The organism is Nocardia asteroides, assembly GCF_021183625.1.
GTDB classification, from domain to species: Bacteria; Actinomycetota; Actinomycetes; order Mycobacteriales; family Mycobacteriaceae; genus Nocardia; species Nocardia asteroides_A.
In genome coordinates, this window is the sequence record NZ_CP089214.1 from 1421370 (window position 1) to 1435876 (window position 14507).

The 14507-nt window shown below is 72.7% G+C and carries 16 protein-coding genes; 6 read left to right on the forward strand and 10 right to left on the reverse strand.

The annotated features are described in order from the left end of the window. Positions 1-218: 218 nt before the first annotated feature. Positions 219-395 carry a hypothetical protein gene (locus LTT61_RS06965; protein WP_233019108.1) on the forward strand — a complete coding sequence of 59 codons (177 nt, stop codon included), beginning with the start codon at positions 219-221 and terminating at the stop codon, positions 393-395. A gap of 3 nt (positions 396-398) precedes the next feature. On the opposite strand, the gene LTT61_RS06970 is transcribed toward LTT61_RS06965, so the two are convergent. Continuing rightward, positions 399-1643 carry a beta-lactamase family protein gene (locus tag LTT61_RS06970; protein ID WP_233019109.1) on the reverse strand — a complete coding sequence of 415 codons (1245 nt, stop codon included), beginning with the start codon at positions 1641-1643 and terminating at the stop codon, positions 399-401. Positions 1644-1754: 111 nt separating this feature from the next. On the opposite strand from LTT61_RS06970, the gene LTT61_RS06975 reads away from it, so the two are divergent. Then, the gene (locus LTT61_RS06975) at positions 1755-3668 is read left to right on the forward strand and encodes a hypothetical protein (protein ID WP_233019110.1); all 1914 of its coding nucleotides are present in this window, start codon (positions 1755-1757) and stop codon (positions 3666-3668) included. Here LTT61_RS06975 and LTT61_RS06980 read toward each other — a convergent pair. Genes LTT61_RS06980 through LTT61_RS06990 form a run of 3 tightly spaced genes read right to left on the reverse strand, consistent with a single transcriptional unit; the run spans position 3665 to position 7166 of the window. Next, positions 3665-5212, reverse strand: coding sequence for an acyl-CoA synthetase (locus tag LTT61_RS06980; protein WP_233019111.1), 1548 nt, complete (start codon positions 5210-5212; stop codon positions 3665-3667). The two genes, LTT61_RS06975 and LTT61_RS06980, sit on opposite strands and share 4 nt — an antisense overlap. Then, on the reverse strand, positions 5212-6345 hold the full coding sequence (locus LTT61_RS06985) for a DUF5938 domain-containing protein (protein WP_233019112.1): 1134 nt from the start codon (positions 6343-6345) through the stop codon (positions 5212-5214). The genes LTT61_RS06980 and LTT61_RS06985 overlap by 1 nt, the downstream gene beginning before the upstream one ends. A gap of 26 nt (positions 6346-6371) precedes the next feature. After that, complete coding sequence (locus LTT61_RS06990; protein ID WP_233019113.1) at positions 6372-7166, reverse strand: SDR family NAD(P)-dependent oxidoreductase; 795 nt, start codon at positions 7164-7166, stop codon at positions 6372-6374. Between the two features lie 128 nt (positions 7167-7294). Between LTT61_RS06990 and LTT61_RS06995 the strand changes: the two genes are divergently transcribed. Then, complete coding sequence (locus tag LTT61_RS06995; protein WP_233019114.1) at positions 7295-7900, forward strand: TetR/AcrR family transcriptional regulator; 606 nt, start codon at positions 7295-7297, stop codon at positions 7898-7900. Positions 7901-7933: 33 nt separating this feature from the next. On the opposite strand, the gene LTT61_RS07000 is transcribed toward LTT61_RS06995, so the two are convergent. From LTT61_RS07000 to LTT61_RS07010, 3 genes are all read right to left on the reverse strand, one after another. After that, entirely contained in the window at positions 7934-8488 is a 555-nt protein-coding gene (locus tag LTT61_RS07000) for a hypothetical protein (protein WP_233019115.1), read from the reverse strand. A gap of 372 nt (positions 8489-8860) precedes the next feature. After that, positions 8861-9217: a rhodanese-like domain-containing protein gene (locus LTT61_RS07005; RefSeq protein ID WP_233019116.1), complete on the reverse strand. Its 357-nt coding sequence runs from the start codon at positions 9215-9217 to the stop codon at positions 8861-8863. 9 nt (positions 9218-9226) lie between these two features. Continuing rightward, a complete protein-coding gene (locus LTT61_RS07010) occupies positions 9227-9640 on the reverse strand; it encodes a MarR family winged helix-turn-helix transcriptional regulator (protein WP_233019117.1) in 414 nt (137 codons plus the stop codon). Between the two features lie 74 nt (positions 9641-9714). Between LTT61_RS07010 and LTT61_RS07015 the strand changes: the two genes are divergently transcribed. Beyond that, positions 9715-10140, forward strand: a complete 426-nt coding sequence (locus LTT61_RS07015) for an alpha/beta hydrolase (protein ID WP_233019118.1) — start codon at positions 9715-9717, stop codon at positions 10138-10140. Positions 10141-10205: 65 nt separating this feature from the next. Further along, positions 10206-11270: a serine hydrolase domain-containing protein gene (locus LTT61_RS07020; protein ID WP_233019119.1), complete on the forward strand. Its 1065-nt coding sequence runs from the start codon at positions 10206-10208 to the stop codon at positions 11268-11270. 193 nt (positions 11271-11463) lie between these two features. On the opposite strand, the gene LTT61_RS07025 is transcribed toward LTT61_RS07020, so the two are convergent. From LTT61_RS07025 to LTT61_RS07035, 3 genes are read right to left on the reverse strand one after another with little or no spacing between them, the layout of a single operon-like run. Further along, positions 11464-12411 (reverse strand): endonuclease/exonuclease/phosphatase family protein, encoded by a 948-nt coding sequence (locus tag LTT61_RS07025; RefSeq protein ID WP_233019120.1) that lies wholly within the window; start codon positions 12409-12411, stop codon positions 11464-11466. Further along, complete coding sequence (locus tag LTT61_RS07030) at positions 12408-12689, reverse strand: hypothetical protein (protein ID WP_233019121.1); 282 nt, start codon at positions 12687-12689, stop codon at positions 12408-12410. The genes LTT61_RS07025 and LTT61_RS07030 overlap by 4 nt, the downstream gene beginning before the upstream one ends. Beyond that, positions 12686-13186 carry a nuclear transport factor 2 family protein gene (locus tag LTT61_RS07035; RefSeq protein ID WP_233019122.1) on the reverse strand — a complete coding sequence of 167 codons (501 nt, stop codon included), beginning with the start codon at positions 13184-13186 and terminating at the stop codon, positions 12686-12688. The genes LTT61_RS07030 and LTT61_RS07035 overlap by 4 nt, the downstream gene beginning before the upstream one ends. Before the next feature lie 80 nt (positions 13187-13266). Here LTT61_RS07035 and LTT61_RS07040 point away from each other — a divergent pair, with 80 nt between their 5' ends. After that, complete coding sequence (locus tag LTT61_RS07040) at positions 13267-14502, forward strand: cytochrome P450 (protein ID WP_233019123.1); 1236 nt, start codon at positions 13267-13269, stop codon at positions 14500-14502. The last annotated feature ends 5 nt before the right edge of the window (positions 14503-14507 follow it).

Genomic DNA, 14507 nt, shown 5'->3' on the forward strand with positions numbered 1-14507 from the left:
TATCGCGAACGGTAGTTCCCCCGAACCTTCCCGATTTCGGCGCGTGACCACCGCGGCCGCCCCTCCGACCTGCGTCCGGACTCTCCGAACGTGGTGCGTGACCAGCGGCGCGAAGCGGACTGCAGGCTGGCCCGCGCCCGGAACCCCCTTGCCCCGTCACGCGGCGGCGGCGCATGATCGGACGGGTCAACCGTCCACACCATCAGCGAGGAACGATCATGCTCAGAACCGTCACCAGGGCAGCCGCCGTCACCGCGATCGCACTGGCCGCCGGGGCGCTCGCCGCGCCTGCCGCGCTCGCGGACGCCCCGCGGGCCGAGCCGGTCGCCGGCTCGGTCTCCGTCTGCATCAACATCCCGGTGCCGCCGCCGGTCAGCATCAATATCTGCCTCTGACCCTCAGAGGTCGAAGATCCGCTCCCCGGCGGGGAGCGGGGCGAAGCGCGCGGAGATCTGCGCGACCAGCCGCCACGGACGGTCCGTGTCGGTCGTGGCCTTGCCATTGGTCAGGACCGCACCGGACAGTCCGCGGGCGGGGTCGCCCCAGCCGTACTGGGTGGTGAGCCCGCTGCGCCCGAAGTGCGTTTCGGTGTGCCGCCCGAACTTGGAGCGGCGCGCCCCCAGCTCGAAACCGGCCCGGCTCACCCGGCCCGCCGCGCCCGGTAGCCACGGTGCGGGTGCTACCGCCGCCCGCACGGTATCCGGCTCCATTATCCGCACGCCGTCGAGTTCGCCTCCGCGCGTGAGGATCTCGTAGAAGCGCGAGAGTTCCTCCGCCGTGGTCACCAGGTTGCCCGACGGCAATTCCGCGGTGAGGAAGCTGCGCACCGCATCCGCGGAGACGGCACCGCTCATTCCCCCGCCGAGCGCTCTCCGCGCCAGGTAGGCCGATGTCCTCGACGGGCGCGGGCCGGTCTTCACGCTCGGCACCACGGCGTCGACCCGCTCCTCCGGCACGCCGAAATTGGTCCAGTGGAAACCGAGCGGGGTCAGCACCCGCTCCGCCAGATGGTCGCGGATGCGCTTGCCGGTGGCGGCGCGCACCACGGCGCGCTGGATCAACCCGCCGGTGAGGGCGTGGTAGACGCGGAAGCGGCGGCGCGGCCACGCCGGTTTCAGGTCGGCGAGCGCGCGCAGTGCGAGCTCCTCGTCCAGCACCAGCTCGGAGCCGCGGTAGGGCGGGGTGATGAACGGGATTCCGGCGGAATGGTTCAGCACGTCGCCGATGGTGATGGCGCCCTTGCCGTTGGCGGCGAAGCCGGGCAGGTACTCGGCGACCGGGTCGTCGGCGGCGAAGGCGCCCTGCTCCATGAGCATGGCGGTGACGGCGGCGGCGACGCCCTTGGCGGTGGAGAAACCGCAGAACGGGGTGCCGGTGGTGAGCAGTACCCGCTCGGCGTCGGGGGCGTCCCGCGGGGCGTTGCCCCAGCCGTGGCCGATGCCGCGGTTCAGCACGACGTGGCCGTTGCGGCGCAGGCAGAGCTGGATGGCGGGGGTGGTGCCGAGGCGGTACCAGTCGCGGACCGACTCCCAGACGGCGTCGATGTCGGCGCGGGTCAGGCCGGCGTCGGCCGGGTCGGCCTCGGGGCCGACGGTGGTCACCGAGTCGAGGTCTCCGGTCACCCGGATCAGCGCGGCAGTCACCCGGCCCAGCCTAGTCACCGTTCCGGCCGATCATCCGGGGGCGGATCGGGTGCGGGGGTGCGGCCGTGCCACGATCGGAGCCGTGCTGCCGCCCGCGTCAGGTCCCGCTCCATGGCTGTGATCGTCGCCGACGCGGCGGCGGGTACCGGCGCCGCCGAGCGGGGCCGCCGGCTGCCGCCGGTGCTGGTGGTCGCGTTGCTGCTGGTCGCCGTGCAGCTCGTGGTGCGGGCGGCGGTGGTCGGGCGGGGGTATTTCTACTGGGACGATCTGATCCTGATCGGGCGGTCCGGGACGTATCCGCTGCTCTCCGGTGAGTTCATCGGGTACGACCACGACGGGCACCTGATGCCGGGCGCCTTCGCCGTCGCGCACGTGCTCACCGATCTCTTTCCGCTGCGGTGGTGGCCCGCCGCGTTGTCGCTGGTGGTGGGCCAGGCGGTGGCGTCGCTGGCTGTTCTGCGCGTGCTGTGGGTGCTGCTGCCGCGCCGGGTGGTGCTCGGACCGCTGATTCTCTACCTGTTCACGCCGCTCACGCTGCCCGCTTTCGCCTGGTGGGCGGCCGGGTTGAACTCGCTGCCGATGCAGGCGGCGCTGGCCTGGGTGGCGGGGGACGCGGTGCGGTTGGTGCGCACCGGGGAGCGGCGGTACGCGGTCTCCGGCGTCGCGGTGACCGCGCTGGGGTTGCTGTTCTTCGAGAAGGCGGTGCTGGTGCCGTTCGTGGCGCTGGTGACGGTGGTGCTGCTACTTCGATCCGAAGGGGTCGGCGGCCGACAACCGCCGGTTCGCGCCGAGGGCGCCTGGCGTGCCGCGCTGCGCGGGGGTGCGCCGCTGTGGCAGGGGTCGGCGGTGGTGCTCGCGGTGTGGGCGGTGGCGTACGTGGTGCTCGTGCGCGATCGGTTCGCCGTGCCGCGCGCGGACATGGTGGTTGAGCTGGCGAACCACGGGGTGTCGTGGGGTCTGCTGCCGACGCTGCTCGGCGGGCCGTGGCGGTGGGAGCGGTGGAACCCGAGCCCACCGTGGGCCGATCCGCCGCTCGCGCTGGTGGTCCTCGCGTGGGTGGCGGTGGCGGCCGCGCTGGTGTGGTCGCTGCGCACGCGGTACCGGACGGGTTGGGTGTGGGTGGCCGCGGCGGGGTACGTGGCGGCGTCGACCGCGGCCATGATCGTCACCCGCTCCGGGGACGAGACGGCCTACGAACTCGCCCGGACGCTCCGGTACCACACCGATTCCGCCGTCGTGATCGCGATCGCCGCGGCCCTGGTGCTTGCCGCGCCCCGCCGACCCGGGGCAACACCGGCCCCCACCGCTTCGCGCACACCGGCAACAACTCCGCCCGCCGGCGACGGCTCGAGCCCACCGGCCAGCACGCCCGGCGAGGCCGTGCGATATCGCATCCTCGCCACCCTGGCTGCCGCGCTCCTCATCGCCGGATCGCTCTGGTCCACCGCCACCTTCACCCGCGCCTGGACCGACAACCCCACCCGCGCCTACCTCACGAACGCCGAAGCCGCGCTCACCGCCCGCCCCGCGGTCCCCCTGCTCGACCAGGCCGTCTCGGTATGGATCCTGCTCCCGGTCGCGCACCCGCACAACATGACCGGCCACGTCTTCGCCGCCCTCCCCGGCCGCGTCGAGATCGGCTCCAGCACAACCGAGCCGAAAATCCTCGACGACTCCGGCCACCTGATCCCGGCCGACCTGTTCGCCGTCCGCTACGCGCTGCCCGGCCCGATCCCCGGCTGCGGCGCCCTGATCACCGAGCGCGCCTTCACCCCGCTCCCCGCCGACGGCCCGCTCATCCCCGCCGAGTGGACGGTCCAGCTCAACTACTTCGCCTCGGGCCGGGGCGCAATCGACATCCGCTTTCCCGGAGCCGATGTCGTCACGGTTCCGGTGGCCGAGGGCCCGGGAACGGTGTACGCGCGGGTGCCGGGCGGCGGCGACGGGCTGGAGGCCCGCTCGACCACCCCCGGCACGACCGTCTGCGTCGGCGGCAGCCCGATCGGCGGCGTCGTCCCGCGCTAACCGGCGCCGGACTCCAGTAGCTGCTGCTTGATCTCGGTCTTCAACACCTTCCCGATCTTGGAGCGCGGCAGATCCGCCCACACCTCCAGCTGCTTGGGCGCCTTCACACTGCCGAGCCGCTCCTTGACGAACGCCGTCAGTTCGGCGGCGGAGACGGTGCTGCCGGGCCGGATGGTGAGCACGGCGGTGACCCGCTCGCCCCACTTGTCGTCCGGCAGCCCGACCACCGCGCAGTCGGCGACCGCGGGGTGCGCCATGAGCGCCTGCTCCACCTCGGTGGAGTAGACGTTGAAGCCGCCGGTGATGACCATGTCCTTGGCCCGGTCGACGATGTAGAGGAAGCCGTCGGCGTCCAGGTAGCCGATGTCGCCGGTGTGGTGCCAGCCGTGCGCCGACGCCTCGGCGGTGGCCTCGGGGTTCTTGTAGTAGCCGCGCATGACGAGCGAGCCGCGGACCACGATCTCGCCGCGTTCGCCGCGCGGGAGCAGGCGGCCGGCCTCGCCCATGATGGCGACGGTGACCAGCGGGGACGGGCGTCCGGCCGAGGAGAGCCGGGCACGGGCGATGGAGCCGCTGCCGTCGAAGTGGTCGTGCGGGGCCATGGTGGAGACCATCATGGGCGCCTCGGTCTGGCCGAAGAGCTGGGCCATGACCGGGCCGATCCGGCGCAGCGCCTCCTCCAGCCGCGCGGTCGACATCGGCGCGGCGCCGTACCAGAAGCACTGCAGCGAGGAGAGGTCCCTGTGCACCAGCGAGGGATGGTCGAGGACCAGGTAGATGAGGGTCGGTGGCAGGAAGGTGTGCGTGATCCGGTGCCGCTCGAGGTGGTCGAGGAACCCGGTGACGTCCGGCGCGCGCATGACCACGATCGAGCCGCCGTGGCAGAGCACCGGGAAGCAGAGCACCCCGGCGGCGTGCGTGAGCGGGGCCAGCGCCAGGTAGCGGGGGCGGGCGCCGTCCACCGGCCAGGGGTAGCTCATGAGCGTGACGGCGGTCATGGCCTCCAGGTTCGCGCCGGTGAGCAGCACCCCCTTCGGCTTGCCGGTGGTGCCGCCGGTGCCCGCGATCATGGCGATGTCGTCGGGGGCGTGCCGGTCGACGGGTTCGCCCGCCGCCGCCAGGAATTCGTCCCAGCCGAGGGTGTCCGGCACGGTGTCGTCCAGGCACACCAGGGTGTGCAGGGCGGGCAGAGCCGACCGGATCTCGGCGACCAGCGGGGCGAAGGAGCCCTGGAAGATCAGCACCGAGCAGTCGGTGAGCGCGAGGAAGTCCCGGTTCTCCGCGGCGGCGTTGCGCGGGTTGATCGGGCACCACACCGCCCCGGCCCGGCTGATGCCGAAGACGCAGGTGAACGCCGTTGGGTCGTTGGCGGAGAGGATGGCGACCTTGTCACCGGGGGCGACCCCGCGCGCCACCAGCGACGCCGCGACCCCGGCGCTGAGGTCGAGCACCTCGGCGTAGGTCGCGGTGGTGCCGTCGCAGACCAGGCAGGGGGCGCCCGGGTCGAGCGACGCCCCCTTGTCCAGGAAGTCGACGAGCCGCATCAGTTCGCCTGGTAGGTCAGCACCGGCTCGGCGACCAGGCCGAAGGCGCGCAGCTGGCCGAGCAGCTCGCGGTGCCCGAACGCCTTGCAGCCGGAGCCGAAACCGGTCCGCTTCGGCGGCTGCTGCAACAGGTAGGAGGCGGCGAACGCCTGGAGCAGCCCGGTCTGCTTGTAGTTCTGGTTGCCGTGGATGACGCAGTGCGCGCGGCCGAGCGGCCCGGATGCGTAGACCGAGTCCAGCGACTTGTTCAGCCGCGGATTCTCCCGTGGCGGCATCACGTTCATCACCTGGGCGGCGGTCGCGGTCAGCACCTCGTCCCTGGCCTCGGGGTCCATGTCCTTGGTGGCCTCCAGCGCCTGCGCGACGATCTGCGGCACGCCGTGCATCAGCGCCGCGTTGAAGACGCCGCCCTGCGCCTTGCAGTTCGCCACCCGGGGATCGTGTTTGTACCAGACCGGGTGCGAGGTGCCGCCCCACGGCAGCGACATGGCCAGCTCGTGCTGCCCGGGCACGACCAGCGGCACCAGCCCCTGGTTCGGGTCGAACTCCACGTAGCTGTTCTGTTGCAGATAGTGCGCCCGCGAGGTGGCGGCGTTCACCAGAATGGTGCGGGTGGAGGCGATGGTCGGGGAGCCGCCCCAGAACACCGCGATGTCGAGCGAGTCGAGACCGGGCTTCTCCAGACACAATTCGGCCGCGATCTCGCCGGTGGTGTACATGTGCGCCAGCCCGGGGGCGAGCAGCAGCCCGGCGGCGGCGAAATCGGCGCCGTACTTCTCGTCACAGGTGATCAGCCAGTCCTGCTCGCCGGTGGTGTCCAGGTAGTGCGTGCCCGCGGCCAGGCAGGCCTCGACCACCTCGGGGCCGAACGAGCTGAACGGGCCGACGGTGTTGCACACCACCGAGGCGCCGCGGAAGAGCTCGGTCAGCGCGGCGACGTCGTGGCTCACCTCGGCGATCTCGTAGTCGGCGGTCTCGATCCCGGCCACATTGGTGTCCAGGGAGCTCTTCAGCTTGCCGCTGTCCCTGCCCGCGGCGAGAAACGGAATCCCGTACTCGCGCAGGTACTCACAGACGAGGCGGCCGGTGTAGCCGGAGGCGCCGTAGACGACGACGGGCTTGGTACTGGTCATGATGGTCTCTCTTCCTGGTCGGGGGGTCACATACCCATGCCGCCGTCGACCGGCAGGCCGGCGCCGTTGACGAAGGCGGCGGAGTCGGAGGCGAGGAAGACCACGGCGTTCGCGATGTCCTCGGTGGCGGCCAGCCGTCCGGACGGGGTCAGCTCGACGACCGCGCCGACCGCCTCCTCCGGCGAGCCGAACAGCCCGAGCCGCGCCACGTCGTTCGCCAGCCCGGCGCCCATCTCGTTGGGTACCAGCCCCGGGTACAGACAGTTCACCCGGACCCCGTAGCCGAGCTTGCCGCTCTCCATGGCCGCGACCCGGGTGAGCCGGTCCACCGCGGACTTGGTCGCGGAGTAGAGCGCGATCGCCGGGAAGGCGATGGTCGCCGCCACCGAGGCGATATTGATGACCGACCCGCCGTTGCCCGCCGCGCCGCCGGGCCGCATGGTGCGGAAGGCGTGCTTGATGCCGAGCGCGGTGCCGAGGACGTTGACCTCGAGCATCTTCCGCACGCCGTCCGGCTCCAGATCGACGAGCAGGCTGCTGACCTCGACCCCGGCATTGTTGACCAGGATGTCCAGCCCGCCGAGCTGCTCGACCGCGGCGGCCGCGGCCGCCTCCCAGGAGGCGTCGTCGGTGACGTCCAGATGCACGAAACCGTGGCCGGTGCCGAGGGTTTCGGCGAGTTTCGCGCCGCGATCGTCCTGGATGTCGGCGATCACGACTCGCGCCCCGGCCTGGGCCAGCGCGTGCGCCATCCCCTCGCCGAGTCCTTGCGCGCCGCCGGTGACGAGGGCGGAACGGCCGGTCAGGTCCATGTGGGTCATCTGCGCTCCTTGATCGGGGTGATGCGGGTCACACGGTTCCACCTTTTCATGACAGTTGTCAAGACTTTCTCGGACAGCCGTCAAGATTCTGCTGGTCGATCGTCAAGAAAGTCGGTTAAACTCACGCCATGCCGCGTGCCAACCCGATCGACAAGCACGACCTGCGCCGCCGCGCGCTCGCGGACTCCGCGCTGCGCACGCTCGGCGAGCTCGGCTATGCCCGGTCGTCGCTGCGCGAGATCGCGAACAACTCGGAGTTCTCGCACGGCGTGGTGCACTACTACTTCCACGACAAGCTGCAGCTCATCGTCTACTGCGTCATGCAGTACAAGCAGACCTGCGTCACCCGCTACGACGGCGTCATCGCCGACGCGACCACGCCCGAGGGGCTGGTCGCCGCCTTCGCCGACAAGCTCGCCGAGACCATCGTGGACGAGGCACCCATGCACCGGCTCTGGTACGACCTGCGCTCGCAGAGCATGTTCGAGGAGAGCCTGCGCGAGGCGGTCGGGCAGATCGACCGGCTGCTGGAGGAGATGATCTGGCACGTCGTCACCCGGTACTCCGCGCTCTCCGGGGTCGCGCCCGCGATGTCGCCGAACACCGCGTACGGGATGCTGGACGGGCTGTTCCAGCAGGCGCTGCTCGGCTACCTGAGCGGGCGGGCGGAGGCGCTGGAGGCGCTGCGGGAGCAGGTCCGCCGGGTCATGCCGCTGGTACTCGCGGCCGCCTGAACGCCGCGAAGCCGGCGCAGGCGGTCGCGATGGTCAGCGCACCAGGCGTAGGCAGGCCCTGGTCCCGCCGGCCAGGCTGTCCAGCCACTGCTGCGCGCCGTCCCAGCCGTCGGCGCGGGCGCACTGCAGCAGCAGCCGCAGGGCGGTGAGGGTGAACTGGCGTTCCCGCGGGCCGAGCGACAGCAACCCGCTCGCACGCTGCTGCCAAAGCGGCGCGCCGTGGTCCGGGTAGGCGATCTGCTCGGCCGCCATCTGCGCGACGACGGCCTCGTGCAGCCCGGCCCGGCGCGGGTCCTCGTCCAGCCAGCGCAGCGCGCCGACGGCCCGGCCCCAGGAGGTCAGCCGGTGCTCGTAGCAGAGCGGGATACTCCGCGAGGCCGGCCGGAGCGGCTCGAAATCGGTTAGCAGCTCGCGCATTCCGGTGGTGGTGACCCCGTCCCACCAGCGCACCGTCATGGTGTCGACGGCACCGCCCCCGTTCGCCGGGCCGGTGCGCATCAGGTGCACCCGGCAGCCGGCCAGCTCGGCCAGCCGCGCGGAGGCCCGCACCAGCTCACCGTCGACGACATCGGCGCATTCCGATCCCACCCGCGTCTCCCTCCACGCATACGGCAAATATGCCGCAACGATACGGTCCGCCGGCCGGGCGCGGTCCCGTTACCGCGGAAATGGCCCCGCCCCCGCCCGGAGAATCCGGGCGGGGGCGGGGGTGGTTATGCGGTCGAGCGCTCAGGAAGAGCCGGTGGAGCCGAAGAGCAGGTCACTCAGTCCGCCGACGACATCGAGCAGCAGTTCCACAAGACCCATGATCTTTCTCCCCATTCTCTTTCGAACGCGACCGGGGTCCTTCCCCGACGCACCCGCGACGTTAATGGGGCTGGGCAGGAGAATCGAGCGAAGTTACAGGTCAGAGGGATTACCGCCGAGAGCCCGCACCGGACCGGGAGGGGCCGGGCAGGTTTACTCCGCCGATTCCTGGCCCCGCCCGGTCAGCGCCCCGCCCGCGGCCCGCCACTGGATCAGCCCGCCGCTCATGTTGACCGCGTCGAAGCCGTTCTCCACCAGCAGGTTGGCCGCGCCCGCCGAGCGCAGCCCGCCGGTGCAGAAGGTGATGAGCAGCCGCTCCTCCGGCAGCTCGGGGCAGCGGTCGAGCAGCACCTCGAGCGGCAGGTGCACCGCGCCGGGGATGTGCGTGCGGCTCCACTCGAACTCGCGCCGGACATCGATGATCAGCGCGCCATCGGCCACCAGTCGCAGCGCCTCCGCCGCGCTCACCGCCGGTGGCCTGCGCAGGTAGTGCCGCAGCCTGGTACTCATTCCTTCAGTCTAACTGAAGGTCATCCGGGCGAGCTCGGCCCGCAGCCCCGCGGTCAGCTCCGGGTGCCGCGCGGCGAACTCGGCATCCAGCCGGGCGACGACCACGGCCGCCCGACCGAGCAGCTCCTCCCCCGCCGCCGTCACCCGCAGCGTCGACGCGGCCCCCGGCTGCGCCGTCCCGTCGTCCACCAGCCCGCTCGCCACGAACCCGCGCACCGCCGTGTGCGCGCTCTGCACGGTGATCCGCGAGCGCCGCGCCAGCTCACTGAACGAGATCCCCGGCGTTCCGCGCACGTGCCCGAGCAGCCCGTACCTGCGGGTGGTCAAGCCGAGCGGTCGCAGCGCCTCGGCGTAGGCCGCGTCGACCACCCTGGCCACGGTCAGCAGGGTGATGGTGGGGCTGAAGGGCGGGCGCTCGGACATGGGAGCAGGGTACCGATCCGCCGACCGCCCGAGCGCGGTGCTCAGCGGCGTTCGCGCCGGAGCGGGGGCAGCGCATGCTGGAGCTGCTGAACCCGATCCCGTACCCGGGCAGCCTGCTGCTTCCGCCCGCGCTGCCGGCCGGGCCGGTGCCCGATCCGACCAGCCCGGCCGGGGTGAACCTGGACGCCTTCGTCACCGAGCCGTTCTTCCGCGAGGTCTTCTGCCAGGACGTCCCGCCCGCGAAGGCGGCGGAGCTGTTCCGGCACCAGAAACCCGCCGCCGTGGTGACCAACCTGGAGCCGACCGACGACCCCTCGTGGGCGACGGTCCCCAGCTGGTACCTGGTCGCCGGGCAGGACCGGGTGCTGCCGCCCGCGCTGCAGCGCGACACCGCGGCGCGGGTGGCGCCCGGCCGCACCCGCGAGGTCGCCGCCTCGCACGCCGCCTACGTCGCGCAGCCGGGCGCGGTCGCCGACATCGTCCGGGCCGCGGCGGGCTGACCCTCCAGGTAAGCAGCCGGAAAACACGGGGCGCAACCAGTTTTGCGGGGTCTAGCGTCCCTGCGATGACCGAGATCCATGGTTCCTGGGACGCCCGCTTCGCCGGGGTCGCCGATGCGCTCGGCGCCGCACTCCGCGCGGACGGGGCGGGCGCCTCGGCCGCCGTCTTCGTCGACGGGGAGCCGGTGCTCGACGCCTGGGGCGGTTTCCGGGACGCGGCGCACACGCTGCCGTGGGAGCGCGACACCATCGTGAACGTCTGGTCCACCACCAAGACCATGGTGGCGCTCTGCGCGCTGATCCTCGCCGACCGCGGCGAACTGGAGCTGGACGCCCCGGTCGCGCGGTACTGGCCGGAGTTCGCCGCGGCGGGCAAGGCCGAGGTCAGGGTGCGGCACCTGCTCGGCCACACCGCCGGGCTGCCGGAGTGGACCGAGCCGGTGACCGCCGCCGAGCTCTACGACGGCCCCGCGGTCACCGCGGCGCTGGCCGCGCAGCCACCCGCCTGGCCGCCGGGCACAGCGGCCGGGTACCACGCCGTCACCTTCGGTTTTTTGGTCGGCGAGGTGATCGCGCGGGTCAGCGGGCGCGGCGTCGGGCAGTTCTTCGCCGAGGAGGTGGCCGGGCCGCTCGGCGCCGACTTCCACATCGGGCTGGCCGCCGAGCACGACCACCGGGTCGCCGAGCTCCTCGCGGACCCGGCCGGAGACCGCCCGGACGGCTTCCCGGTCGGCGTCTCGGACGCGAACACCGCCGCCTGGCGGCGCGCGCAGATCCCGGCGATCGACGGCCACGGCAATGCCCGCTCGATCGCGCTGGTGCAGTCGGCGCTGGCCTGCGGCGGCAGCGTCGGCGGGGTCCGGCTGCTCTCCGAAGCCGGGGCCGAGCGGGTCTTCGAGGAGCAGTTCGCCGGCACCGACCTGGTGCTCGGGCAGCCGATCCGCTGGGGTCTGGGCTACCGGCTGGAGAACCGCACCTGCTCGTGGGGCGGCTGGGGCGGCTCGGTGGTGCTCGCCGACGCCGAGCAGCGGATGACGGTGGCGTACACGATGAATCAGGTGCTCTGGCAGGACGGCTACGACCGCGGGCTGGACGTGGTGTTCGCCGCCTACGCCGGGCTCGCCTCCTGACGAGAACGGCGCCCCGGCCGCTGTGGCCGGGGCGCCGTCCGGGCGCGTTACGCCGCGCTGAGGCTGCTCAGCACGATATTGAGCGTCGCGAGAAGGAGATTCAACACTGTCCGGCTTCTTCCTCGTTCGTTCGGCACGCCGTCTTCGGCGGCCACCGAGAAGCTAACAGAATCGAGTTCGAAATGCGGTCGTTTCAGGAGCTCGGCCGCACCCGCGCGACCAGCGCGCGGTGATCGGCGCCGGGCAGCGCCACCACCGCAACCCCGTGCGCCCGGCCGCCCGCGAGCAGGATGTGGTCGATGCCGATCAGCGGCGGGTACCGGCGGTCGGCCGGGTAGGTGCGCAGGAGTCCGGCGCCGGACTGCTCGGCGGCGTCCCGGAAGCGGCCGGTGAGCCAGCGCCGGAACTGCGCGTGGTCGTGGGTGGCGTTGAAGTCGCCGCCCACCACGGCCGGGCGATCGGCGGGCGCGCGCTCGACGATCGCGCGCAGCCGCTCCAGCTCGTCGGCCCAGACGTCGACGCCGTACACGGGCGGCACGGGGTGCAGGGCGAAGACGCTCACCGGGCCGGCGCCGGGGATCTCGGCGGTCGCCCCGAGCTGGTTGAGCACGAAACCGTCGAACTCGACGGCGCCGGTCAGCGGGTAGCGGCTCCAGATGCCGGTGCCCGTCGCGGTGCGCCCCGGCGAGACGTGGCGGTGCGGCAGCAGCGCGTCCAGTTCGGCGGCGGCGAGGCCGTCGAGCGCGGCGGGGGTGAGCTCGTTCACGGTGAGCAGGTCGACCTCGCGCTCGCGCATCGCGTCGACGAAGGCGGCGGGGTCGGCGCCGTCGAAGAGCAGGTTGGCCTGCGCGACGGTGAACTCGGGGCCGGACCCCGCGACGGATTCGCCGAGGAACAGCGGCGCCTGGATCCAGACCGCCACCCCGGCCACCAGGACGCCGGCCAGCGCACCGATCCAGCTGCGCAGCCCGGCGAAGAGCAGTACGGCGAGCACCGCGCCGAGCAGCAGGTACGGCACCAGCGCGGCCGCCAGCACCGACAGCCGCGCGTCGAACGGGCTGAAGTGCAGCGCCACCCCGGCCGCACCCGCCAGCACCGCCGCCCAGCCCGCCACTTCGGCGCCGATCCGGAGCGCGCTCACGGCCTCGGCACCTCGGTCGCCCAGCGCGCCATGCGCTCGGCGTCGGACTGCTCCCACCACGGCGTGCCGCGCTCGCCGAGCGCCACCTTCGCCGCCTGCACGCCGTCGCGGGCCGCGCGGGCGCCCTCGGTGCGGCGCACCTCGCGCCGCCACGCCATCAGGATCGACTGCAGCTCGGCGCGGCGCTCGTCCGGGATGAGCGGGTCGGTGGCGCGCCAGCGGCGGCCGTCGACCACGATGTAGCGGCCGTCGGGGGTGTGCTCGACCTCCCGGCTCACCCGAAGGCGCCCGGGGTGAGGGTGGCGTCCGGGGCGAGCGGGCGGCGCAGCCGCCACCGCTCGGTGAGGGTGCTCGCCGACATCCGCCAGCCGCCGTCCTCGATCCGGTACTCGTCGGCGTACTCGCCGGTCATCAGCGTCTCGGTGCGATCGAGCAGGTTGATCTGCCGGAACTGCAGCGTCCATCGGCCGGTCGCGGTGGTCGCCGAGGTGAGCGTGATGTCCGGGTGCACGGCGTGGTGCATGTCGAAGATGACGAACTCGCCGTCGACCGTGTGCCCGGCCACCCGCCCGAAGATCGCCGCCATCGGCTCGGCGTCGTCGTAGACGCCGAGCGGGCCGTAGTCGATGCGCGCGCCGGAGCGGACGAAGCAGCCACGGAAGGCCGTGGCGTCCTTGGCGTCGCAGGCCCGCAGGTACCGGTACTCGAGCTGCTTGATCGCCTCGACCCGGTCGAGGTCGCCGAGGCGCCGGGCCAGGTCGTCGGGTGAGGTCATCCCTGCACGGTAGGCGGCCGCCCGGCCACCGCGAAACGGGTTCGTGCGTTAGGGTCCTGGCGACCGGACGCGCGGCAGCGATGCCGCGAATCCCCCTGCGCCTCCCGGAGATCGGCTTGTCGACGACGCCAACGGATTTCGACCGCACCGACGAGCAGCGGGTACCGCTGTGGGCCGACCCGGAGCCCGATTTCGCGCGGCTGCGCGAGAAGTACGGGGCACTGGTCCCGGTCGAGCTCGCGCCCGGCGTCCCGGCGACCCTGGTGATCGGCTACCGGGTCGCGCTCTCCATCCTGAACGATCCCGAGCGCTTCCCGGCCGACCCGCGCGCCTGGGAGCCGACGGTGCCGCCGGAGTGCCCGGTGCTGCCGCAGCTGCGTTGGCAGCCCAATGCCATGCGCAACGCGGGCTTCGAGCACGCCAGGCTGCGCGGAGTACTGGTCGCCGCGCTGGACGAGGTGGATCTGCACGCGGTGCACACCGTGGTCGAGCGCACCGCCGTGCCGCTGATCAACGGCTTCTGCGGCGACGGCGCCGCGGACCTGGTCGCCGGGTACGCGGGGCCGCTGGTCTTCGCGGTGATCAACGCGCTGCTCGGCTGCCCGCCGGAGATCAGCGCCAGGGCCGCCGCCGGGCTGGCGGAGCTGCTCGGCGGCGCCGAGGCCGAGCACGGCTGGCAGGCCTTCCGGGCGGCGCTGGACGACCTGGTGCGGGCCAAGCGCGAGCGGGCGGGCACCGACGTCACCTCGGCGTTGCTCCGGCACGGCAACGCGCTGGACGACGAGGAGCTGCTGCAGCAGATCTACCTGATCTTCGGCGTCGGCACCGAGCCGGTGCAGGCGCTGATCGTCAACGCGCTGCGCCTCGTCCTGACCGATGCCCGCTTCGACGCCACGCTCGGCGGCTCACTCTCCACCCGGGACGCCCTGGACCAGGTGCTCTTCCACGACCCGCCGCCGCCGAACAAGATCTTCAGCTATCCGCGGCAGCCGGTGCTGATCGGCAATACCTGGCTGGCCGCGAACCGGCCCGTCGTGATCAGCCTCACCGGCTGCAACCGGGACCCGGAGATCGCGGGCGACCGCACCGGCAACCGCGCGCACCTGGCGTGGAGCGCGGGCCCGCACGCCTGCCCGGCCCGCTCCCTGGCCTACCTGATCGCGCAGACCGCCGTCGACCAGCTGCTCGACGCGCTGCCCGAGCTCGAGCTCGCGGTGCCGGAGGACGAGCTGCGCAGCCAGACCGGGCCGCTCTACCGGGCGCTCGCCGAGCTCCCGGTCACCTTCCCGCCCGCGGCCCCGCTCCCCCCGCGCTGAACCGC